The 21,468-nt window shown below is 72.1% G+C and carries 19 protein-coding genes and 1 pseudogene; 9 read left to right on the top strand and 11 right to left on the bottom strand.

Annotation, left to right across the window (positions count from 1 at the left end; genetic code table 11):
• The first annotated feature begins 26 nt into the window (after positions 1-26).
• The 3 genes from ABD126_RS03385 to ABD126_RS03375 are packed head-to-tail and all read left to right on the top strand — an operon-like array spanning position 27 to position 4,398.
• Positions 27-1,013, top strand: a complete 987-nt coding sequence (locus ABD126_RS03385; protein ID WP_343932093.1) for an AAA family ATPase — start codon at positions 27-29, stop codon at positions 1,011-1,013.
• Positions 1,010-2,140: a DUF58 domain-containing protein gene (locus tag ABD126_RS03380; protein ID WP_343932092.1), complete on the top strand. Its 1,131-nt coding sequence runs from the start codon at positions 1,010-1,012 to the stop codon at positions 2,138-2,140. The genes ABD126_RS03385 and ABD126_RS03380 overlap by 4 nt, the downstream gene beginning before the upstream one ends.
• A gap of 32 nt (positions 2,141-2,172) precedes the next feature.
• A complete protein-coding gene (locus tag ABD126_RS03375; RefSeq protein WP_343932091.1) occupies positions 2,173-4,398 on the top strand; it encodes a transglutaminase TgpA family protein in 2,226 nt (741 codons plus the stop codon).
• Here ABD126_RS03375 and ABD126_RS03370 read toward each other — a convergent pair.
• Positions 4,395-6,029 (bottom strand): serine/threonine-protein kinase, encoded by a 1,635-nt coding sequence (locus ABD126_RS03370; protein ID WP_343932090.1) that lies wholly within the window; start codon positions 6,027-6,029, stop codon positions 4,395-4,397. The two genes, ABD126_RS03375 and ABD126_RS03370, sit on opposite strands and share 4 nt — an antisense overlap.
• 326 nt (positions 6,030-6,355) lie before the next feature.
• Between ABD126_RS03370 and ABD126_RS03365 the strand changes: the two genes are divergently transcribed.
• Complete coding sequence (locus tag ABD126_RS03365) at positions 6,356-8,020, top strand: AMP-binding protein (protein WP_343932089.1); 1,665 nt, start codon at positions 6,356-6,358, stop codon at positions 8,018-8,020.
• A 206-nt stretch (positions 8,021-8,226) separates the two neighbouring features.
• Positions 8,227-8,667 carry a winged helix-turn-helix transcriptional regulator gene (locus ABD126_RS03360; protein ID WP_343932088.1) on the top strand — a complete coding sequence of 147 codons (441 nt, stop codon included), beginning with the start codon at positions 8,227-8,229 and terminating at the stop codon, positions 8,665-8,667.
• A 50-nt stretch (positions 8,668-8,717) separates the two neighbouring features.
• Here the strand turns inward: ABD126_RS03360 and ABD126_RS03355 are convergent, their stop codons facing one another.
• From ABD126_RS03355 to ABD126_RS03345, 3 genes are all read right to left on the bottom strand, one after another.
• On the bottom strand, positions 8,718-10,301 hold the full coding sequence (locus ABD126_RS03355; protein WP_343932087.1) for a cellulase family glycosylhydrolase: 1,584 nt from the start codon (positions 10,299-10,301) through the stop codon (positions 8,718-8,720).
• 94 nt (positions 10,302-10,395) lie between these two features.
• A complete protein-coding gene (locus ABD126_RS03350) occupies positions 10,396-11,013 on the bottom strand; it encodes an alpha-ketoglutarate-dependent dioxygenase AlkB (RefSeq protein ID WP_343932086.1) in 618 nt (205 codons plus the stop codon).
• Positions 11,014-11,086: 73 nt separating this feature from the next.
• The gene (locus ABD126_RS03345; RefSeq protein WP_343932085.1) at positions 11,087-11,254 is read right to left on the bottom strand and encodes a hypothetical protein; all 168 of its coding nucleotides are present in this window, start codon (positions 11,252-11,254) and stop codon (positions 11,087-11,089) included.
• A 228-nt stretch (positions 11,255-11,482) separates the two neighbouring features.
• On the opposite strand from ABD126_RS03345, the gene ABD126_RS03340 reads away from it, so the two are divergent.
• Entirely contained in the window at positions 11,483-11,860 is a 378-nt protein-coding gene (locus ABD126_RS03340) for a helix-turn-helix domain-containing protein (RefSeq protein WP_343932084.1), read from the top strand.
• On the opposite strand, the gene ABD126_RS03335 is transcribed toward ABD126_RS03340, so the two are convergent.
• The 3 genes from ABD126_RS03335 to ABD126_RS03325 form a co-directional block, all read right to left on the bottom strand.
• Complete coding sequence (locus ABD126_RS03335) at positions 11,857-12,447, bottom strand: ClpP family protease (RefSeq protein WP_343932083.1); 591 nt, start codon at positions 12,445-12,447, stop codon at positions 11,857-11,859. The two genes, ABD126_RS03340 and ABD126_RS03335, sit on opposite strands and share 4 nt — an antisense overlap.
• Entirely contained in the window at positions 12,444-13,058 is a 615-nt protein-coding gene (locus ABD126_RS03330) for a ClpP family protease (RefSeq protein WP_343932082.1), read from the bottom strand. The genes ABD126_RS03335 and ABD126_RS03330 overlap by 4 nt, the downstream gene beginning before the upstream one ends.
• A 111-nt stretch (positions 13,059-13,169) precedes the next feature.
• Positions 13,170-13,787 carry a hypothetical protein gene (locus ABD126_RS03325; RefSeq protein WP_343932081.1) on the bottom strand — a complete coding sequence of 206 codons (618 nt, stop codon included), beginning with the start codon at positions 13,785-13,787 and terminating at the stop codon, positions 13,170-13,172.
• Positions 13,788-14,134: 347 nt separating this feature from the next.
• On the opposite strand from ABD126_RS03325, the gene ABD126_RS03320 reads away from it, so the two are divergent.
• On the top strand, positions 14,135-14,287 hold the full coding sequence (locus ABD126_RS03320) for a hypothetical protein (RefSeq protein ID WP_343932080.1): 153 nt from the start codon (positions 14,135-14,137) through the stop codon (positions 14,285-14,287).
• Positions 14,288-14,293: 6 nt separating this feature from the next.
• Here the strand turns inward: ABD126_RS03320 and ABD126_RS38765 are convergent.
• Both ABD126_RS38765 and ABD126_RS03310 read right to left on the bottom strand, forming a co-directional pair.
• Positions 14,294-14,669 (bottom strand): annotated as a pseudogene (locus ABD126_RS38765) (LLM class flavin-dependent oxidoreductase); the annotation flags it as partial.
• A gap of 184 nt (positions 14,670-14,853) precedes the next feature.
• Positions 14,854-16,089, bottom strand: coding sequence for an MFS transporter (locus ABD126_RS03310; RefSeq protein WP_343932078.1), 1,236 nt, complete (start codon positions 16,087-16,089; stop codon positions 14,854-14,856).
• Between the two features lie 205 nt (positions 16,090-16,294).
• Between ABD126_RS03310 and ABD126_RS03305 the strand changes: the two genes are divergently transcribed.
• Both ABD126_RS03305 and icmF read left to right on the top strand, forming a co-directional pair.
• Positions 16,295-16,855 (top strand): TetR/AcrR family transcriptional regulator, encoded by a 561-nt coding sequence (locus tag ABD126_RS03305; RefSeq protein WP_343932077.1) that lies wholly within the window; start codon positions 16,295-16,297, stop codon positions 16,853-16,855.
• 121 nt (positions 16,856-16,976) lie between these two features.
• Positions 16,977-20,213 carry a fused isobutyryl-CoA mutase/GTPase IcmF gene (icmF, locus tag ABD126_RS03300; RefSeq protein WP_343932076.1) on the top strand — a complete coding sequence of 1,079 codons (3,237 nt, stop codon included), beginning with the start codon at positions 16,977-16,979 and terminating at the stop codon, positions 20,211-20,213.
• Here the strand turns inward: icmF and ABD126_RS03295 are convergent.
• Both ABD126_RS03295 and ABD126_RS03290 read right to left on the bottom strand, forming a co-directional pair.
• The gene (locus tag ABD126_RS03295) at positions 20,210-20,407 is read right to left on the bottom strand and encodes a hypothetical protein (protein ID WP_343932075.1); all 198 of its coding nucleotides are present in this window, start codon (positions 20,405-20,407) and stop codon (positions 20,210-20,212) included. The two genes, icmF and ABD126_RS03295, sit on opposite strands and share 4 nt — an antisense overlap.
• Positions 20,404-21,456, bottom strand: a complete 1,053-nt coding sequence (locus ABD126_RS03290) for a LacI family DNA-binding transcriptional regulator (RefSeq protein ID WP_343932074.1) — start codon at positions 21,454-21,456, stop codon at positions 20,404-20,406. Before ABD126_RS03290 ends, ABD126_RS03295 begins: the two co-directional genes overlap by 4 nt.
• Positions 21,457-21,468 lie beyond the last annotated feature (12 nt).

The raw sequence follows: 21,468 nt of genomic DNA, 5'->3' as shown, positions 1-21,468 counted from the left end.
GGCACGACGAGGGGTACGGGCGAGAAGTGACGACAACGGCGGTCCCGGCGGTCGGCGAGGACGAGACCGCGGCGTTCCGCGTCCTGCACGCTCGCCTGGGCGACGCGGTGGAGACCGCGGTCCGGGGCAAGCGGGACGTGGTGGACCTCGTCCTGGTGTCGCTGTTCGCCGGCGGCCACGTGCTGCTGGAGGACGTGCCCGGCACCGGCAAGACCACCCTGGCGCGCGCCGTCGCGGGCGCGTTGGGCGGGGTGTCGCGGCGCGTCCAGTTCACGCCCGACCTGCTGCCCTCCGACGTGACCGGCACGTCGGTCTACGACCCGCAGACCGGCCAGGTGAAGTTCCGGCCCGGCCCGGTGTTCGCCAACATCGTGCTGGCCGACGAGATCAACCGCGCCGCCGCCAAGACCCAGTCCGCGCTGCTGGAGGTCATGGAGGAGCGCACGGTCACCGTGGACGGCGTGGCGCACGCGGTGCCCGCGCCCTTCCTGGTGGTCGCCACGCAGAACCCGATCGACCTCGACGGCACCTACCGGCTGCCCGAGGCGCAGCTGGACCGGTTCATGCTGCGCACGTCCATCGGCTACCCGTCGCCCGAGCACGAGTTGGACGTGCTGCGGCCGGGCAGCGGCGCGGGGTTCGTCGGCGCGGTGCCGACGGTGTCCAACCCGCACGTCGTGGCGGAGTACGGCCGCCGGTTGCAGACCCTGCACGTGGCGGACCCGATCCTGCGCTACGTCGGCGAGTTGGGCGCGGCGACGCGGGCCGACGACCGGTTGCGGCTGGGCGCGAGCACGCGCGGGTTGAAGGCCCTGGTGCGGTGCGTGCAGGTGTACGCGGCTTCGCGCGGGCGGCACTTCGCCGTGCCCGGTGACGTCCAGGCGCTGGTCGTGCCCGTGCTGGCGCACCGCCTGGTGCTGACCCGCGAGGCGCAGCTGGCCGGGGTCACGACCGAACAGGTGCTCCAGGACGTCGTCGCGGGTGTGGCGGTGCCCAGACCGTCGTCGCGATGAGGGGCGTGCGGCTGACCCGGCGCGGCGTGGGCGCGGTGGTGCTCGGCGTGCTGCTGGTGGCGGTCGGGCTGTGGTGGCGGTACCCCGGCGTGGTCGGGATGGGCGTGGCGCTGGTGGCGCTGGCCGTGGTCGGGGTGCTGTCGGTGTTGTCGCGGGCGCGGGTCGAGCCGCGCCGGACCGTGCGGCCCCGGACCGTGCCGCGGCTGGGCGCGTGCACCGGCGTGGTCGAGCTGACCGGCACCGGCAAGCGGTTCCCGGTCATGTTCGACGCGGTGGACCTGGTCGCGGGGAACGCGGTGCCGGTGGACATCCCGCTGCTGCGGCCGGGGCAGACGGTCAAGGTCGAGTACCCGATCCCCACGCACGCCCGCGGGCTGCTGCCCGTGGGGCCGTTGACGTTGAGCCGGCGGGGGTTGGCGGGCCTGGCGCTGGCGCGGACCGTGCTCGGCGACGTGGTGCGGGTGCGGGTCGTGCCGCGCGTGCTGCCCGTGCGCGGGTTGCCCGGCGGGGTGCGGCGCGGGCACGTCGGCGCGGACGAGCGGGTCGAGCGCGGCGGCACGGACCTGGTGGGGCTGCGCGAGTACGTGCCCGGCGACGACCTGCGCCGCCTGCACTGGGCGACCTCCGCCCGCACCGGCACGCTGATGGTCCGCGAGGACGCCGACCCGGCCCGGCCGCACCTGGCCGTGCTGCTGGACGACGACGCCGGCGGCTACCCCGACCCCGCGCGGTTCGAGGACGCGGTCGAGGTGGCCGCGTCGCTGGTGACGGTGGCGGTCGCGGAGGGGCACCCGGTGCGGCTGCTCACGTCGTCGGGCGGGGTGGACGTGGAGGTGGCGGCGGGGTCGGTCGACGCGTCCGCGGTGCTGGCGGTGCTGGCCGAGATGGCGCTGGGGACGTCGGGCGCTTCGTCGGTGCCGATCCGGGACCTGGACGTGGTGGCGGTGGTGTGCGGGCCGGCGTCGGAGGTGTCGGCGTTGACGTTGGAGGCGTCGCGGGCGTCGGTGGGCGTGGTGCTGGCGGTCGACGCGGCGGCGGGGATCTCCGCGTCGGGTGGGGTGTTGGTGTTGCGCGCGCCGGACGCGGAGTCGTTGCTGGCGGCGTGGGGGACGGCGGTGGCCCGGTGAGCGCGGGTGCCGGGTCGACGGGTGCTGGGTCGGTGGGTGCTGCTTCGGCCGGTGCTGCGTCGGTGGTCGCGCGGTTGGCGGGTGCGCGGTCGGGGTGGGCGGCGTTGGTGCTCGTGGTGGCGGCGGTTCACCTCGGGGCCGGGTGGCAGGGGTGGTTGCCGGCGCTGGTGTTCTCCGGCGCGGTGGTGGTGGCGTTCGCGTGCGTGCCGCTGGTGCGGTGGCGGCGGGTGCCCTCCGGGCTGACGTTGCTGTGCCTGGTGGCGTTCGCGCTGGTCGGCGCGTACTGGGTGGCCCGCGACACCGGCGAGACCACCGACCCGACCACCGTGCTGCTCGACGTCGTGCCGCGCCTGCTGACCGCCGCCCGCCCCGCGCCCGCCACGCCGGAGCTGCTGGTGCCGGGCGTGCTGCTGGTGTTCGGGGTCGCGCTGGCGGTGGCCCTGTCGGTGACCGGCCGGGCCCTGCTGGGGCCCGCGGTCGGGGTCGTCGTGCTCTACACGTGCACCGCGCTGCTGACCGCCGGCAAGGCCGACCGTTACGGGTTGATGGCGTTGCTGCTGGTGGCTCTGCTGGTGGTGGGCTGGCTGGTGGTGGACCGGCTGGAGACCGGCGGCCGGCTGCTGACGGCGTTGCCGCTGGTGCCGGTCGCGGTGGTGGCGCTGCTGGCCTCGACCGTGCCGACCACCGGCGCGTTCGAGCCGCGCGAGCTGGTCGAGCCGCCGGTGACCGACCTGGGCGTGACGAACCCGTTGCCGCAGCTGGCTTCCTGGGCGAACCTCGGGCCGGTCGAGCTGTTCCGGGTGCGCGGCCCGGAGCGGGCGATCCGGCTCGCGGCGCTGTCGGACTACTCGGGCGCGACGTGGCGGGCGGCGTCGCTGTACGGGCCCATCGGCGCGGTCGCGGCCCCGGACCTGCCGCCGGGCGGCCGGACCGCCGAGGCCGAGGTGGAGGTGACCATCGGCGAGTTGACCGGCAGTTGGGTGCCCACGGCCGGGCGGCCGACGTCGGTCACGCTGGACGGCGCGATGGTGGACCCGAACTCCGGGTCGCTGGTGCTGCTGGACGGCCTGTCGCCGGGCCTGTCGTACCGGGTGCGCGGGGTCGTGGACGTGCCCGACGACGCCGACCTGACGCGGGCCGGCGTCCCGGCGGGGGAGCGGGCGCGGCGGTACCTGGCGCTGCCGGGGTTGCCGTTCTCCCTGGCGGAGTACGCGCGGCAGATCGTGCGCAACGCCCGGACGCCGTTCGAGCGGGCGGTGGCCATCGAGCAGGTGGTGAAGACCGGACGCGTCCCGGACGCCGGCGCGCCGGTCGGGTCGTCCTACGCGCGGCTGGAGCGGTTCCTGTTCGGGGCGGCGGGGGAGCCGGGTGCCGGGGCCGGGACGGCGGAGCAGTTCGCTTCGGCGTTCGCGGTGCTGGGACGGGCGGTCGGGTTGCCGACGCGGGTGGTGGTCGGGTTCCAGCCCGTGGGTGGGGGCGGTGCTGTCGGGGGCGGTGCTGTCGGTGCTGTCGGTGCTGTCGGTGCTGTCGGTGCCGAGGAGCGTGTGGTGCGCGGCAGCGACGCCACCGCGTGGCCGGAGGTGTACTTCGAGGGGTGGGGCTGGGTCCCGTTCGACCCGTTGGCGGGGTCGTCGTCGGGTGGGTCGAGCGCGGCGGCCAAGCGGGAGGTGCTCGACCGGCTCGCGTCGATCACCGCGACGCCGACGACGACCGCGCTGTCCGCTCCGCCGCCGTTCGTGCCGTCGTCCGCTCAGCCGCCGGGGCAGGCGGTCGCGTCGGAGTCCCGTCGGTGGGTGGGCTGGGTCGTGCTGGCCGCGGTCCCGCTGGTGGTGTTGGTGCTGGTGGTGGCGTTGCGGGTCGGTCGGCGGGTGAGGTTGAAGCGGGCCGGCGCGGCGGGGGCCTGGGACCACGTGTTGGACGGGTTGCTGCTGGCCGGCCGCACCCCGCCGCCTGATCGGACGGCTCCGGACATCGCCCGGGAGTTGGGGCCGCCTGCGGATCGGCTGGCGGAACTGGCCGACTGCTCGGCCTTCGCGCCGGTGGGTGCGCCGGTGGGTGCGCCGGTGGGTGCGCGGGTGGTTGGCGGGGCGGGGTCGGCGGCGAGGCGTGGGGGTGGGGTGGAGTCGGCGGCGAGGCGTAGGGGTGGGGCGGAGGCGTGGCGGTTGGCGCGGGTTGTCACTCGGGGTGTGAAGCGGCGGGCTCGGTGGTCGCGTCGGCTGTTGTGGGCGGTTGATCCGCGGCCCCTCTGGCGTCGCTAACCGTTGCGGACCGCGCAGGACTGGTCGGACGAACCGCGTTGCGTGGTCGAGTCCTCCAGGCCGATGGCGACCACCTTGAAGCAGTACTGCTCCGCCTTCGGGTCCAGGCCCTCGACGGTGTGCTGGGTGTTGCCGGCGGCGATGTTGCCCACCCCGCGCGGCGTCTGACCGGTCACGTCGAACACCACGAACTGCGCCTTGCCCCCGCTCGGGTCGGTCCAGTGCACGGTGATGCTGGAACCCTTGTCCTCCAAGCGCTTCAGCACCGGGACGAACCTCGGGTCGGCCTGGAGCGACGTGGCCGAGGTGGTCGTGGTGGTGGAGGACGAAGGCGGCTGGGCGGTAACGGTTTGGGCGTTGTTGCGGACGCTCAGGTAGACCCCGCCGCCGACGCCGACCACCAGTGCCGCCACGCCGGCGAGGACCCTTGGCGCGCGTCGGGAGCCCTCGCCGGTCTCGTCGGCCATGCGGTTGTCGCGGGGCTTGCCGGTGAGCGGGCGGTCCGGCGGGAGGGTCACCAGCGGGGGTGCGGGCGGCGGGACCGGGGGGCGGTGGGTCGAGTGGCGGACGGTCAGGTCGGCCAGGTCCTCGGTCCACGTGCGCGGGGCCGGTGGGTCGGCGGGTGGCGGTTCCGGGGTGGGTTCGGGTTCGGGCGGGGTTGGGCTCGGGCCGAAGTCCGGGACCGTCGTCGGGCCCTCGGGGTAGTGCCGGGGGACGTCCCGGCGCACCGCCGCCGTGTGGTCCGGGTCCACTGTGGACTGCGGGGCCCAGGTCGGGATCGCGGCCAGGGCGGCGCGCAGCGAGGTGGCGTCCGGGAAGCGGTCCTCGCGGTTCTTGTTCAGGCACCGCAGGATGATCGCGACCAGCTCCGGCGGCACGTCGCGGCGCAGCAGGGACCGGGGCGGCATCGACTGCACGCGGCCCAGGTAGGCGAGCATGGTGTCCTGCTCGGGCGTGGCCGACGCGAACGGCGGCTGCCCGTCGAGCAGGGTGAACAGGGTCGAGCCGAGCGACCACAGGTCGTCCGCCGCCGCCGGCGGGTGGCCCTCCACCATCTGGGGCGCGGCGTGGCGGTAGCTGACCATTTGCAGCGACGCGGAGTGCCCGGCGTCCGCGCCGCGCGCGATCCCGAAGTCCGCGAGGACGTAGGAGGTCGGGAGGACCAGGATGTTCTGCGGCTTGACGTCCCGGTGCAGGATGCCCTGCCCGTGCGCGAACGCGAGCGCGTCGGCCACCGCGATCCCCGCCGCCACCACCTCGGCGACGGGCAGCGGGCCGTGGTCGGTGAGCCGGTCGTGCAGCGAGCCGAGGTCGTGGTACTCCATGACGATGCACGGCCGACCCGCGATCGAGCCGGTGTCGAGCACGGTCACGATGTGCGGGTGCTGCCGCCCGAGCCGGACGGTGATCTCCAGTTCGCGCCGGAACCGCGCGACGGTCCCGGGATCGGTGACGTCGAGGACCTTGACCGCGACGTCCCGCCCCAGTCCGTCCTGGCGCGCCCGGTACACCGTGCCCTCGCCGCCGTGGGCGACCAGCCGGAAGTCGCTGTAGCCGGGCAGGCTGATCGCCGGCGCGGTGGTGGCGGTGGGTTCGGGTGCCCACTGTCTCAGGTCGTCCGACGGATCCACTCCCGGATCCTATCCGGCGGAGGTGGGGGTGGAAGGGTGCTCTCAAGATCAAAGCTGAAAGCTGAAAAGCGGCGCTCGCCGCGCGGCAGGCCCCCGGGGGTGGAAGGGCGTCGGTTCGTTCCCCGTACGGCCTGCCGGAGGCAACCACGCTTGGGTCTTCTGTGCAACCGGTGAAGCGTGGTTGCACAGAAGACCCAAGCGTGGTTGGGCTGCGCCCAGGCCGTACGGGGAACGAACCGAGGCCCTTCCTGTGCTTGGCAGCCCCATGAAAACGCCCCCTCCAGATGGGGGTGGTTGGGTTGGTCGGTGGGGTGGAAGGTTGGGTGATGAGCTTTCGTGACGCCCGGGACTTTCTGTTGGCCCACTTGACCGACTATGCCGAGGCCCGTGCGGGGTTCGTGTGGCCTGACCTGCGTGAGTTCAACTGGGCGCTGGACTGGTTCGACGAGATCGCGCGTGGCAACGACGGGATTGCCCTCTGGATCGTCGAGGAGGACGGGCGGGAGGGGCGTTGGTCGTTCGCCGAGTTGTCCCGGCGGTCGAACCAGGTCGCGAACTGGTTGCGGGAGCGGGGTGTTCGGCGCGGGGATCGAGTGGTCCTCATGTTGGGGAATCGGGTGGAGTTGTGGGAAGCGCTGTTGGCGGCGATGAAGCTCGGGGCGGTGGTCATCCCGGCCACCACGCTGCTCGCGCCGGCTGATCTGCGTGATCGGGTCGAGCGTGGCGGGGCGCGGCACGTTGTCGTGGGGGCGGAAGATGCCGCCAAGTTCGACGAGGTGCCCGGGGATTACACGCGGATTTCGGTGGGGGCGCGGGAGGGGTGGCTTGATTACGGGGAGAGTGCGGGTGCGTCGGTCGAGTTCGCGGCTGACGGGGTTACCCGGGCTGACGACACCTTGTTGTTGTACTTCACTTCCGGCACGACGGCGCGTCCCAAGCTCGTGGAGCACACGCACGTCTCGTACCCCGTCGGGCACCTGTCCACAATGTACTGGATCGGGCTGGAGCCGGGGGACGTCCACCTAAACATCTCTTCGCCCGGCTGGGCGAAGCACGCCTGGAGCAACGTGTTCGCCCCGTGGAACGCCGAGGCGACCGTGTTCGTCTACAACTACTCCCGGTTCGATCCCGTTCGGCTCATGTCCGAGATGGACCGGTGCGGTGTGACCAGTTTCTGCGCGCCGCCCACCGTGTGGCGGATGTTGATCCAGGCCGACCTGACCGCGTTGAAGACGCCGCCGCGCAAGGTCGTCGGCGCGGGCGAGCCGCTCAACCCCGAGGTGATCGACCAGGTGCGCTCCGCGTGGGGGGTGACGATCCGGGACGGGTTCGGGCAGACCGAGACGACCGTGCAGATCGCCAACACGCCGGGGCAGCCGGTCAAGGCCGGGTCGATGGGGCGGCCGGTCCCGGGGTACCCGGTCGTGCTCGTGGACCCCGTGACCGGGCGGCCGGGCGCGGAAGGGGAGATCTGCCTGGACCTGGCGCACCGCCCGCTGGGGCTGATGGTCGGCTACCACGGCGACGACGAGCGCACCGCCGAGGTCATGCGGGACGGCTACTACCACACCGGTGACGTCGGCTCGGTGGACGAAGACGGCTACATCACCTACGTGGGCCGCACGGACGACGTCTTCAAGGCCTCGGACTACCGCATCTCGCCGTTCGAGCTGGAGAGCGTCCTGCTGGAGCACGAAGCGGTGGCGGAGGCGGCGGTGGTGCCGTCGCCGGACCCGGTGCGGTTGGCGGTGCCCAAGGCGTACGTGGTGCTCGCGGCCGGGTTCGCGGCGGACGAGGGGACCGCGTTGGCGATCCTGCGGCACGCGCGGGAGAACCTCGCCCCGTACAAACGGGTGCGCCGGGTCCAGTTCACCGACCTGCCGAAGACGATTTCGGGGAAGATCCGGCGGGTGGAGTTGCGCGGGCGGGAGACCGGTGAGCGGGTGCCGGGGGAGTACCGCGAGGAGGACTTCCCGTCGTTGAAGGGCTGACTCCGTGCGAGTACGGCTCACGTAGTTGTTGGTTGCCTTTTAGGACCAAGTCCCGGTAGGTTCCCGGCGTGCGCCGCCCAGCCGGGGACCCCCAGACCCGAGGCGGGCGGGCGCCGGTGGTGTCGGCCGGCCGGCACCGCTTGAGGTGCCGCGTGGATGGGCTGGTCCCGGCTCATCCACGCGGCACCCGGACTTATCATGCGCGAATGCTCCGACGCACGTACGACGGTCAGACCTGCTCGATCGCCCGAACGCTGGAAGTGGTGGGCGAGCGGTGGACCCTGTTGATCGTGCGCGACGCGGCGCGCGGGGTGACCCGGTTCGACGGGTTCCTGGACAGCCTGCCCATCGCGCGCAACGTGCTCAGCGACCGGCTGGGAACCCTGGTGCGCCACGGCGTCCTGGAGCGCGTCCGCTACCAGGACCGCCCGCCGCGCCACGAGTACCGGCTGACCGCCAAGGGGCGTGAGCTGATGCCGGTGCTGTTGGCGCTGATGGAGTGGGGTGACCGGCACCTGAACGACGAGAGCGGCCCGCCGGTGGTGGCCGAGCACGCGGGGTGCGGCGGCGCCGTGGACGTCCGGCTGACCTGCCGGGAGTGCCAGGGGTCGGTCGCGCCCGCCGAGGTGGTCACGCGGGAGGTCTGAGGAGCGGTGCCGGGCGGTGGCGGGGGACGTTGCCACCGCCCGGCTCCCGTTCACACGCCGCAGGCCGCTCCGCCGAGGGTCACGCCGGTGGGCGCGCCCGAGGGGCCGTTGGCGGTGAAGCCCAGCGCGACCGAACCGCCCGCCGGCAGCGACGGGCTGTAGGACGGCGCGGTGACCGTGACCGTCGTGCCGGACTGGCTGAACGTGCCGTTCCAGCCGCTGGCGATGGTCGCGCCCGCGGGCAGCGTGAAGACCACCTTCCACGGCGTCACCGCGGACGCGCCGGTGTTGGTCACCGTCAGCGAGCCCTGGAAGCCGCCCTGCCACGCGTTGTCCTGCTTCCACGCCGCGCGGCACGCGCCCGGCGGCGGCTGGTCGGTCTTCGTCGTGGTGGTCGTGGTCGTGGTGGTGGTGCCGCCGGTCGGCGGGATCAGGTACGGCTGGAGGATCGACTGCTTGGCCTGGTTGACCGTGGTCCAGTCGTCGCCGACGATGCCGCCCGTGTCACCGGAGTTCGGGTTCCACGACCAGTAGGTGAACGACATGCCGTTGACGCCCGAGCCGGTGTAGGCCATCAGGTTCTCCAGCCACACCTTGTCCTTCGGGTCGGCCAGCGTGCTGCCGAACTCGCCCATCATGATCGGGGCGGTGTTGTTCTTGTAGAGGTAGCCCCAGTACTTGTCCCAGATCGCGGGCATGTTGGCCGGGTACTCCGGCGCGTCGAACCACTTCTGCCGGTAGACCGAGGTCGCGTACTCGTGCGGCGAGTAGACCAGCCGGTTGGGCACGGACAGCCGCACCGGGAACTCGCCCGCCTTGGACAGGTTGCCGCCCCACCAGCCGCAGTCCTCGTCGTTGGACGGGTCGTTGTCCCAGACGTTGGACAGGCCGCCGCTGGGGCAGGACACGCCCTCGACGAAGATCAGCCAGTCCGGCTGCACGGACAGGATCGCGTTGCCCGCACGTTCGGCGGCCAGCCGCCAGTCGCGCGCGGTGTCGCCGCAGCCCCAGCACGCGCCGGTCGCGTCGGGGTTGGTGCCCTCGGCGTGCGGCTCGTTGTGCAGGTCCGCGCCGATCACCGTGGGGTTGCCGGCGTACCGGCGGGCGAGGGCCTTCCAGTCCTCGATCCACGTGGACTCGGGCACGGTCGCGGTGTACCAGAGGGCGCTCTGGCCGGCGCTGGTCGGGCGGTGGCGGTCGAGGATGACGCGCATGCCCTTCCCGCCTGCGTAGCCGATGACCTTGTCCAGGATCTGCAGCGGGGACAGGCCGACCAGGTCGGGGTTGACGAAGTCGTTGACGCCGCTGGCCTTGGCGTCGGGCTTGAGCGCGTCGTTGGAGAACGGGACGCGGAGGGTGTTGTAGCCGAGCTGGGCCATCTGGTCGAGCTGCTGCTTCCACGTGCGGTTGGACCACAGGCCGTGGAAGGTCTTGTTGTCGGTCTCCATGCCGAACCAGTTGATGCCGGTCAGGCGGACGGGGTTGCCCGCGCTGTCGACGATCTTGTTGCCGCTGGTCCGCAGGTACCCGGTGGCGGCGGACGCGACCTGCTCCGTGCCCACCGAGACGACCACGCCCGCGACGGCCACCGCCGCCGCGGCGAGTGCGCCCAAGACCGTTCTCCGATGCCGCATACCGCTCTCCTTTGAGCTGCCGAGGGATCTGGGAGCGCTCCCAGACGGAGCGTAGTGGCGGCGGGGACGGTGTCAAGCGGTGGTCGGTGAGTGGTCAGCGGACGCCGCGGGGGCGGAACTGGACGCTGATGCGGGGGCCGACGGCCTTCGAGGTCTTCGGGATCGCGTGTTCCCACGTGCGCTGGCAGCTGCCGCCCATGACGATCAGGTCGCCGTGGCCCAGGGCGTAGCGCAGGGTCTCGCCGCCGCCGCGTGGGCGCAGCATCAGGGCGCGGGGTGTGCCGACCGAGACGATCGCGACCATGGTGTCCTCGCGGCTGCCTCGGCCGATGGTGTCGCCGTGCCACGCCACGCTGTCGCGGCCGTCGCGGTAGTAGCACAGGCCGGCGGTGCGGAAGGGCTCGCGCAGCTCCGGCCCGTACCACTCGGACAGGGTGTCGCGGGCCTCGGTCAGCACCGGGTGGGGCAGGGGCGCGCCCTCGTCGTAGAAGCACAGCAGGCGGGGCACGTCGACCACGCGCTCGTACATCTGCCGGCGCTCCGCGCGCCACGCGACCTCGGACACCAGGTGCCCGAACACCTCGTCCGCGCCGGTCAGCCAGCCGGGCAGCACGTCAACCCAGGCGCCGGCGCTCAACGTCGTCCGGCGGATCCCGGTCAGCGGGCGCAGCCCGACGGGCTCCGCGCCGGTGTCGAACAGCGAGACCTGCATGCGCGGAGCTTAACCCGGATCGAACGGGTGTTCGACTTTTATTCGCTCAATAACTTCAGTGTGGAATAAAAGCTCAGGCGTCCGGCTCGGGTTTGCGTCGCCGGCCGCCGGCGCGGGCCGGCTTCGCGTCCTCGGCCCGGTCGGTTTCGGGCGCGGCGGTTTGACCGGCGTCCTTGGTGGTAACCGGCTGGTCGACGAGCAGGATTGCGGCCAGTTCGTCGTAGATCGGTGTGCTGCTCATGGGCGTTCCTGTACCCCTTTCACGCGCAAGCTACACGCGCCTGCCCAAGGAGTTACGGCCAGGGTCGCGAAAAGGATCAATGCCGACCGGAGCAATGCCGCGGCCCGCGATCTGCGAACCAGGACGCCGCCGGGGTGCGCCTTCGCCCCGTACCGCCTGGTTGTTCCCCGTTCTGCCCGCAGCGGAATGGCCGCACGCCGGGTGGTGCGCCGGTGTCAGGATGACGGCATGGCGGACATCCTCCCCTTCAACCGCGAGCGCGGGCTCGACCGCACGAGCGAGCGCGGCGCCGCGTCCGACCGCACGGGCGGGCGCGGCGCCCGCCCGTCCGATCGCGGACCGGCGCCGTTGTGGCGGGACCTGTTGGGGCGCAGCCTGCGGGCGGCGCGGGAGGAGCGGGGTGGCCGGCTGGTCGACGTCGCCGAGCGGGCCGGCATCTCGCCGCAGTACCTGTCGGAGATCGAGCGCGGGCGCAAGGAGCCGTCCAGCGAGATGATCGCCGCGGTGACCGGTGCGCTCGGGGTCGAGCTGTCCGACCTGCTCATCGGCATCGCCGGGGACATGCGCCGCCGTCGTCCCGCCGGGCCCGTGCTCATGGCCGCCTAGGACCGGTGGTCCAGGACGTGGTCGGCGAGCCCGTAGGCGACCGCGCCGGCCGCGTCGAACACGCGGTCGCGGTCGGTGTCGTGGCGTAGCTGCTCGACGTCGCGCCCGGTGTGCCGGGACAGGATCTCCTCCAACTGGGTGCGCACCCGGATCACCTCGTCGGCCTGGAGGATCAGGTCGGGGATGGTGCCCCGGCCCTGCGCGGCGGGCTGGTGCAGCACGACGCGGGTGTGCGGCAGCACGAACCGCTTCCCGGCCGTGCCCGCCGCCAGCAGCACCGCGCCGGTCGCGACGGCCTGGCCGATGCACGTCGTGGCGACCGGGGCCTTGATGTAGCGCATGGTGTCGTAGAGGGCGAGCATCGCGGCCGGGTCGCCGCCCTCGTTGTTGATGTAGAGGTTGATCTCGCGGTCCGGGTTGTCCGCTTCGAGGTAGAGCAGTTGGGCGATCAGGGCGTTGGCGACGCCGGAGTCGATCGCGGTGCCGAGGTAGATGATGCGCTCGGACAGCAGGTGCGAGTAGACGTCCATGATCCGCTCGCCGTTGGTGCTGCGCGTGATCACGTTGGGGATGGTGTAGGTGCTCATGCGCGGACCCCCAGGCCGAGTTCGTGGGTGCGGACGGGAACGACCTGGTCGAGGCTCTGCACGACGTGGTCGATGAAGCCGTACTCGCGGGCCTGCTCGGTGGTGAACCAGCGGTCGTGCAGCGAGTCGGCGAAGATCTGTTCGACGGGCCGGCCGGTGTCCTGGGCGATGAGCCCGAGCACGGTGTCCCGCGTGTGCCGCAGGTCGTCGGCCTGCACCTGCACTTCCACCGCCGACCCGCTGATGCCCGCGGAACCCTGGTGCATGAGGATCCGGGCGTGCGGGAGCGCGAACCGCTTGCCCGGCGTGCCCGCGGAGAGCAGGAACTGCCCGGCGCTGCACGCGAGCCCGAGCGCGAGCGTGGCGACGTCGCAGGGGACCAGTCGCATGACGTCCCGGATGGCGAGCATCGAGGGCACCGACCCGCCGGGGGAGTGGATCCAGAGGGCGATGTCCTTGGTCGGGTCCTCAGCGGCGAGGGACAGCAGCTGGGTGGCGAGCACGGTGCCGTTGTCGTCGTCCAGGGGGCCGTCGAGCACGAGGACGCGTTGGGCGAGGAAGCGTTCGCGGAGCCGGTGGTCGAACAGCGGCTGCTTCTCGGTGGTGGTCATGCCACGACGATGCCGCTCGCTTGCCCGTCGGCGTCGCTCTCGCTGCCGTGAGCAGATTCGCTCACGGCGCACACGGTCTACAGTGGACCCGATGCCGGCTCCCGGCCGGTTCTAGAAGTTCCAGAGCATCCAGTTCGCGATGTAGTCGATCAGGTCGCCACCGGCGAACGACTTGCCGCCCAGCAGGAACCCAGCGATGGCGGCAACCAGCGTGACCAGGGTCCAGATCGTTTCGGGACGTCCCCAGATCGCTTTCTTGGAGGCGGAGAAGACGAGTCTCAGGGCTGTCGCGGTGATGATGACCTGGAGCCAGTCCCAGCCCTGCATGTCGATGAAGTGGAAGATCCTCGCGAAAGCCGCGAAGACGACCGCGATCGCGACGAAGTGGACGAGAGCGGCGATTCCGGAGCGCGGTTCCAGCTGTGCCGGCTCTTGCGGCTTCGTCGTGGACGGGCTCGGCGGGCTCGCGGGCGCTGCGGCCGAACGCTCGGTGACGTTGGTCGTCGTGCCGACGTTGACCGGCCCCCAGACACCTCCGGCTTGGAAGGACCAGGACCCGCTCGTCGAGTTGTGGACTCGCTCGAACCCGTGGGGCGCGGCGGGCCGGGTCCTGGCCTCGACGATCTTGGGCTCGGCGGCTCCGCGTGGTGGCTGTGGTCGGCGCGCGACCTGTGGGCGCCGGGCCGGCTGGATGCGTCCGCCGACGGGCGTGACACGACGTCTCGCCACTTGTCGATCTTCTCGCACGTGTTCTGGTTTCGGCTGTGCCGGAGGTGGATCTTGCAGTGGCATGGTGCCGCTGGTCCTTGTCGATCTCGGGGATGTTCGGCGAAGGTCCACGGATTGCTGGAGGCGACACAGTACCGGCGGCGGGAAGTGTTAGTCCCCCTCGCGTGCAATGAATACTCCGATCGGTATCGAAGTGCTGACGAAAGGGTGATCTTTATAAGATCGAGATAGTGGTGGGTGGAGTACTACTGGCATTCATCCCATGTCCGCCCCCGCCGCTCGACGCGAAGTGCTGTGGCACTTGGTGCGCAGATGATCACGGCGGGCAGCTCGGGGCGCTGCCCGCCGTGAGCGCGGGCTACATCGTCGTGGTCATGCCGCCGTCGATGGAGAAGTCCGCGCAGTGCACGTTGGCCGCCCGGTCGCTGGACGGGAACACGAGGGTCCGCGTGGCCGCCGAACCACACCGGGATGCGGCCGGGCGCGGGGCCGCGGGTTGATGCCGGCGTCGTCGATCCGGTGCACCGCTTCCGGAACGTCACCGTGTCCGACGCCCACAACCGTTGCAGCACCTCGACTTGCTCGGTGCTGCGCGCCCCGCGCCCGGCGAACTCCTCGTTCAACGCCTCGTACTCCACCGATGCCCACGCCAAGCCGCAACCGCCCGCCGCTGAGCACGTCGACCTCGGCCACCTGCTTGGCCACCAGCGCCGTCTGGCGTTGCGGCAGCACGAGCACCCCGGTCATCAGCTCCATCGACGTCGTCACCGCCGCGAGGTGCCCGAACAGTACGAACACCTCGTGGAACGGGGTGTCGCTGGTGTGCCCGCGCCAGCCCGGCCGGGTGTCCACCCCCGCGCCTAGGACGTGGACGAACGCCATCGCGTGGGTGTAGCCCAGTTCCCCGACCGAGACCAGCCGCGGACGTCGGCCGGGTCGTTGCCGATCTCCGACTGCGGGAAGATCGCTCCGATGCGCGCTTTCCGTCTCCCAACGTGCGGATGGGCGGGAGCGACAGCGGCCGGGGGGATCGCCCGCTGTCGCGCCCTTGTGGGTAGGCCCCGGCTCAGCCGGTCGTGGTGGCCGTCTCCTCCGCCGCTGCGGGCTCCGGGGAGCCGGTCTCTGGGCTGGGCTTGAGGAAGCTGGTCGCCCACGCGGCCACGACGCCCACCGCGCAGATCACCAGCGAGGTCAGCACCGCGCCCTTGGCGCCGGACGCGGCCACCGCGCCGCCGCCGATGAGCGCGCCCGCCGCGATGCCCGCGGTGATGGCGGATGCGGGCAGGGTGGCGGCGAAGTCGCGGCCCGGTCCGGCCAGCGCCACCACGCGGTACTGGATCGACGGGACGATGCCGAAGCCGACGACGCCCCACACGCCCAGCGCGATCGCCGCGACGACGGGGTTCGAGCCGCCGAGGTACAGCGCGAGCAGCGCGGCCACCAGCACCACGCCGCCGGCGACGATGGTGCCGCCGGCGTTGCGGTCCGCCGCCGCGCCGCCGGCGAACGTGCCCACGGCGTTGGCGATGCCGTACACCAGCAGGAACACGCTGATCGTGCCGCCGGAGACGCCGGTGACGTCGGCCAGGAACGGCTGCAGGTAGGTCAGGCCGGCGAACTGGCCGCCCATGATCAGGAAGCCCAGTCCCAGCAACGCCAGCACTTTCGGGGCGAGGGCGTGCCCGGCCTGCGCGCCGAGGCCGCCGACGCCGGAGTTCGGCACGCTCGGGATCACCGCGAGCGCCAGTGCGAGGGTCAGCACGCCGGTGACGATGATCGCGACGAACGAGGCCTTCCAGCCCCAGCTCTGCCCGATGAGCGTGCCCAGCGGGACGCCCAGCGCCGTGGACACCGCCACCCCGCCGAACACGAACGAGATCGCGCGGCCCATCCTGTCCGGCGGCATCATGCCCGCGCCGACCGCGAAGGCCGCGCCGATGAACAGGCCGTGCAACGACCCGGTCAGCACGCGCGCGAACAGCAGCAGCCCGAAGCCGGTGGCCACGACGGCGATGACGTTGCCCAGGACGTAGGCGGCCAGCGATAGCTGGAGCAACTGCTTGCGCGCGAACTTGATGGTGACCGCGGTCAGCACCGGGCCGCCGATGGAGATGCCCAGCGCGTAGGCGGTGACCAGGCTGCCCGCCGTGCTGATCGAGACGCCCGTGTCGGCGGCGATCAGGTTCAGGATGCCGACCACGATCAGCTCGGCGCTGCCCAGGGTGAAGGCGGCGAGGAACAGGACGCCCAGCGCCAGGTTGGTTCGCGACCGGCTGAGCCCGGGACGCGCGTCTGCACCCATGTGCACCTTCCTCCACGTCGTTCTCGCCGGCGGGATCCGCTTCAGCCGCCAGCGCTGTTAGGGAACGATCCCTATCAACCGAACCGTACAACGGGTCCGGCTGCACGGCAAGGGTGGGGAAGCGGGTCGGCGTCGTTCCCCGTCCGCGGTGCTAGCTTTGGACGTTAGGGAAGGGTCCCCATCAAGCCGTCGACCGGAGGCAGTCGTGCGCCGACCCGCCGCGCAGACCCGTGAGCACGTGCTCAGCGTGACCCACGACCTGTTCTACTGGCACGGCATCCGCGCCATCGGCGTGGACCGGGTCGCGGCCGAGGCGGGCGTCGCGCCGACCACCCTGTACCGGCTGTTCCGCTCCAAGGACGACCTGGTCGCCGCGTACGTGGAACGCGCCGACCACCAGTACCGCGAGTGGTTCACCGAGGCCACCAAGCCCGACGGCCGCGACGCGCGCTCGCGGGTCCTGGCCGCGTTCGACGAGCTGGTGGTCCAGGTGCAGCCGGACAGGTGCCGGGGCTGCCCGTTCCTGATGGCGCTGGCGGAGTTCCCGGACCCGGAGCTGCCCGCGCACCGCAACGCCGTGGCCACCAAGGCGTGGATGCGCGCGCGGTTCGCCGAACTGGCCGAGGAGTTGGGCGCGGGCGACCCGGAGGCGGTCGCCGACCAGTTGGCGCTGGTGATGGAGGGCGTGTACGCGTCGGTGCAGGCGTTGGGGGCCGACGGTCCGGCTCGGCAGGCGCGGAAGCTGGTCGAGCGGATCCTGGCGTGAGATGTGGATGACCGCGCCGGCAGGGGTGTCCGAGTGAGGCAGGGCACAGGACGCTCGTACTTCCGATAGATGGATGTCCTAGTAATCTGGACGGTACTTCCGCGATGCCGAAGGAGCCGTCGTGACCGCCGACCGCACGCTGCACAAGCCCGAGCACCCGGTGCGCTTCGTGACCGCCGCCAGCCTCTTCGACGGCCACGACGCGGCGATCAACATCATGCGGCGCATCCTGCAGTCCCAGGGCGCCGAGGTCATCCACCTCGGGCACAACCGCTCGGTGCGCGAGGTCGTCGCGGCGGCGGTGCAGGAGGACGTCCAAGGCATCGCCATCAGCGCCTACCAGGGCGGGCACGTCGAGTACTTCACCTACCTGGTCGAGCTGCTGCGCGAGCGCGGCGCGGAGCACATCAAGGTCTACGGCGGCGGTGGCGGGGTCATCGTGCCCGAGGAGATCGCCCTGCTGCACGAGCGCGGCGTGGCGCGGATCTTCTCGCCCGAGGACGGGCAGCGGCTCGGGCTCGCGCGCATGATCAACACCATGGTCGAGGCCTGCGACTCCGACCTCGCCGAGCGCGCCCCGTCCTCCTGGGACGGCCTGTTCACCGGCTCGGACGACGTCCTGGCCCGCGCCATCACGCTCATCGAGGCCGGCAAGCTGCCCGAGGACGTGCACGCGCGCATCAAGCAGGCCGCGCGCGACGTCCCGGTCCTGGGCATCACCGGCACCGGCGGCTCGGGCAAGTCGTCGCTGACCGACGAGCTGGTCCGCCGCTTCCGGCTGGACCAGGAGGACAAGCTCCGCATCGCCGTGCTGGCCGTCGACCCGACCCGCCGCCGTGGCGGCGGCGCGCTGCTGGGCGACCGGATCCGGATGAACTGCCTGGAGGGTGACCGGGTCTTCTTCCGCTCGCTGGCCACCCGCCGCGCGGGCTCGGAGGTGCCCGACGGGCTCTCCGACGCGATCCTGGCGTGCAAGGCCGCCGGGTTCGACCTGGTCGTGGTGGAGACGCCGGGCATCGGCCAGGGCGACGCGGCGATCGTGCCGTTCGTGGACCTCTCGCTGTACGTGATGACGCCGGAGTTCGGCGCCGCGTCGCAGCTGGAGAAGATCGACATGCTGGACTTCGCCGACGCCGTCGCGATCAACAAGTTCGAGCGGCGGGGCGCGGAGGACGCGCGCCGCGACGTCGCGCGGCAGCTGGTGCGCAACCGCGAGGCGTTCGGCAAGTCGTGGGAGGACATGCCGGTCTTCGGCACCAGCGCGGCGACGTTCAACGACGACGGCGTGACCGCGCTGTACCAGCACCTGCGCGGCGAGCTGGCCGAGCGCGGCCTGGAGGTCTCGCCGGGTGCGCTGCTGCCGGTGTCGGGCAAGGTCTCGACCTCCGCGGCCACCGTCGTGCCCGCGAACCGGGCGCGGTACCTGGCCGAGATCGCCGAGACCGTGCGCGGCTACCACCGCGCCACCGAGACCCACGTGGACGCCGTGCGCCGGGTCGCGCACCTCAAGGCCGCCCGCGAGGAGCTGGCGAAGGTAGACGCCGACACCACCGCGATCGACCGGCTCGTCGAATCCGCGCGGCAGCACGTGGACGGCCTGTCCGCCGAGCTGCTCGCCGCCTGGCCGAAGGTGGTCGAGGACTACACCGGTGACGAGCTGGTCGTGCGGGTGCGGGACAAGGAGATCCACACCCGCCTCACCCGGGAGACGCTGTCGGGCAACAAGGTCCCGCGCGTCGCGCTGCCCCGGTTCGACGACGACGGCACGCTGCTGCGGTTCCTGCGCAAGGAGAACCTGCCCGGCTACTTCCCGTACACGGCGGGCGTGTTCCCGTTCAAGCGCGACGGCGAGGACCCGGCCCGCATGTTCGCCGGCGAGGGCGACGCGTTCCGCACCAACCGCCGGTTCAAGTACCTGTCGCAGGGCTCGGCGGCCACCCGCCTGTCCACCGCGTTCGACTCGGTGACCCTCTACGGCCGCGACCCGGACACCCCGCCGGACGTCTACGGCAAGATCGGCACGTCCGGCGTGTCCATCGCGACCCTGGACGACATGAAGGCGCTCTACGACGGCTTCGACCTCACCGCGCCCACCACGTCGGTGTCGATGACCATCAACGGCCCCGCGCCGACGATCCTGGCGTTCTTCCTCAACACGGTGATCGACCAGACCCTGGACAAGTTCCGCGCCGAGCACGGCCGCGAACCCGACGAGCGGGAGGAGCGCGACCTCAGGGCGTGGGCGCTGGCCAACGTCCGGGGCACGGTGCAGGCCGACATCCTCAAGGAGGACCAGGGCCAGAACACCTGCATCTTCTCCACCGAGTTCTCCCTGCGGATGATGGCCGACATCCAGGAGTGGTTCATCCGCAACAAGGTCCGCAACTTCTACTCGGTGTCGATCTCGGGCTACCACATCGCCGAGGCCGGGGCGAACCCCATCAGCCAGCTCGCGTTCACGCTGGCCAACGGCTTCACCTACGTCGAGTCCTACCTGGCGCGCGGCATGGACGTGGACGACTTCGCGCCCAACCTCAGCTTCTTCTTCTCCAACGGCATGGACGCCGAGTACAGCGTGATCGGCCGCGTCGCCCGCCGGATCTGGGCGGTGGCGATGCGCGAGCGGTACGGGGCGAACGAGCGCTCGCAGAAGTTCAAGTACCACGTGCAGACCTCGGGCCGTTCCCTGCACGCGCAGGAAATGGACTTCAACGACATCCGCACCACGCTCCAGGCGCTGTGCGCGCTGTACGACAACTGCAACTCGCTGCACACCAACGCCTACGACGAGGCGATCACCACGCCCACGGAGTCGTCGGTGCGGCGCGCGATGGCCATCCAGCTCATCATCAACAAGGAGTGGGGCCTGTCGATGAACGAGAACCCGTTGCAGGGTTCGTTCGTCATCGACGAGCTGACCGACCTGGTCGAAGAGGCCGTGCTGATGGAGTTCGACCGGCTCTCGGAGCGCGGCGGCGTGCTGGGCGCGATGGAGACCGGCTACCAGCGCGGCCGGATCCAGGACGAGTCGATGCTCTACGAGCAGCGCAAGCACGACGGTTCGCTGCCGCTGATCGGCGTGAACACGTTCCTGCCCGAGGACGGGTCGCGCGAGCAGGTGACCATCGAACTGGCCCGCGCCACCGAGGACGAGAAGCGCTCGCAGGTGGAGCGCACCCGGTCCTTCGCGGCGGACCACGCGGCCGAGGCCGAGCCCGCCCTGCGCCGGCTCAAGCAGGCCGCGCAGGCGGGGGAGAACGTGTTCGAGGTCCTGATGGACGCGGCGCGGGTGTGCACGCTGGGCCAGGTGACGGAGGCGTTCTTCGAGGTGGGCGGCCAGTACCGGCGCAACGTCTAGGCGGTCGGCGCGGCGTGGCCGGTGAGGGGGAAGTCGCCGGTCACGACGTTGCCGGGGCGCGGCGGGGCCGTGCGGCAGCAGGCGGCGACGGTCACCGCCGGGTCGGCGTGGGCACGGGCGCGCTGGGCGGTGCCGGTCGGCACGACCTCGCGGCCGGCCGGGGTCCCGCTCGGCACGGTCACCGGTCGGGTCACGGCGTGCCCGGCCGCGGGCGGCTGGACGCCCGGACCACCAGCCGGGTCGGCAGCACGGCCGGCGGCGGGGTGTGTCCGTTGTGGACCATCGTCAGCACGGCGTGGGCGGCGGCGGCCCCGATGCCCGCCTTGTCCTGGGCCAGGGTGGTCAGCGGCGGGTCGACCAGGGCGGCCAGTTCGATGTCGTCGAACCCCACCAGCGCCACGTCCTCGGGCACCCGCAGGCCGGCGTGGCGGGCCGCCAGCAGCGCGCCCACCGCCATCTCGTCGCTCGCGCAGAACACCGCGGTCGGCGGGGCGGGCAGGGCGATCAGGCGGCGCATGGCCTCCTGACCGCTGCCCCGGTGGAAGTCGCCGGTCACCACGTGGTCGTCGGGGACGGCCAAGCCCGCCTCGGCCATCGCCTCGTGGAACCCGGCGAGCCGCTCCGCCGCCGGGGCGTTGGCCACCGGGCCGGTGATGGTGGCGATGCGGCGGTGCCCGGCGGCCACCAGGTGGCGCACCGCCTCCCGCGCGCCGCCGACGTTGTCCGAGGTGACGTAGGTGGCCCGGTCGCCCGCGACCGCCACGTCCACGGCCACGCACGGCAGCCCGGACTGGGCGAAGGCCGTGAACGCCGGCCCGTCCTTGCCGCTGTCGATCAGGACCAGGCCGCCCAGGTGGTGCCGCCGGGTCATGTTCACGTACGCCACCGGGTCGGCCAGCGACGCCCCGACCGCGCGCAGCGCCGCCGAACCGCTGGTCGCGAGCATCAGCAGGTGGTAGCCGTGCGCGCTGAGCGCGGTCTTGAGGCCGATCAGCAGCTCCTGCAGGTACGGGTGCCGCCAGCCCGGCCGGCGGTGGTCGGTGTCCCACACCAGGCCGATCAGCCCCGACTTGCGGCTGGCCAGCGCCCGCGCGGACTCGTTGGGCCGGTAGTCCAGCTCCCGCGCGACCCGTTCGACGACCTCGCGCTTCTCCCGGCTGACCGTGAGCGGCCGGTTGAACACGCGCGACACCGTCGCCACCGAGACGCCGCACAGCTCCGCGATCTCCCGGATCGTGGTCATGGTCGGTCCCGG

The sequence above is a fragment of the Saccharothrix mutabilis subsp. mutabilis genome (assembly GCF_039521145.1).
Classification (GTDB): domain Bacteria; phylum Actinomycetota; class Actinomycetes; order Mycobacteriales; family Pseudonocardiaceae; genus Actinosynnema; species Actinosynnema mutabilis.
This window is presented reverse-complemented; position numbering and strand designations above follow the sequence as displayed.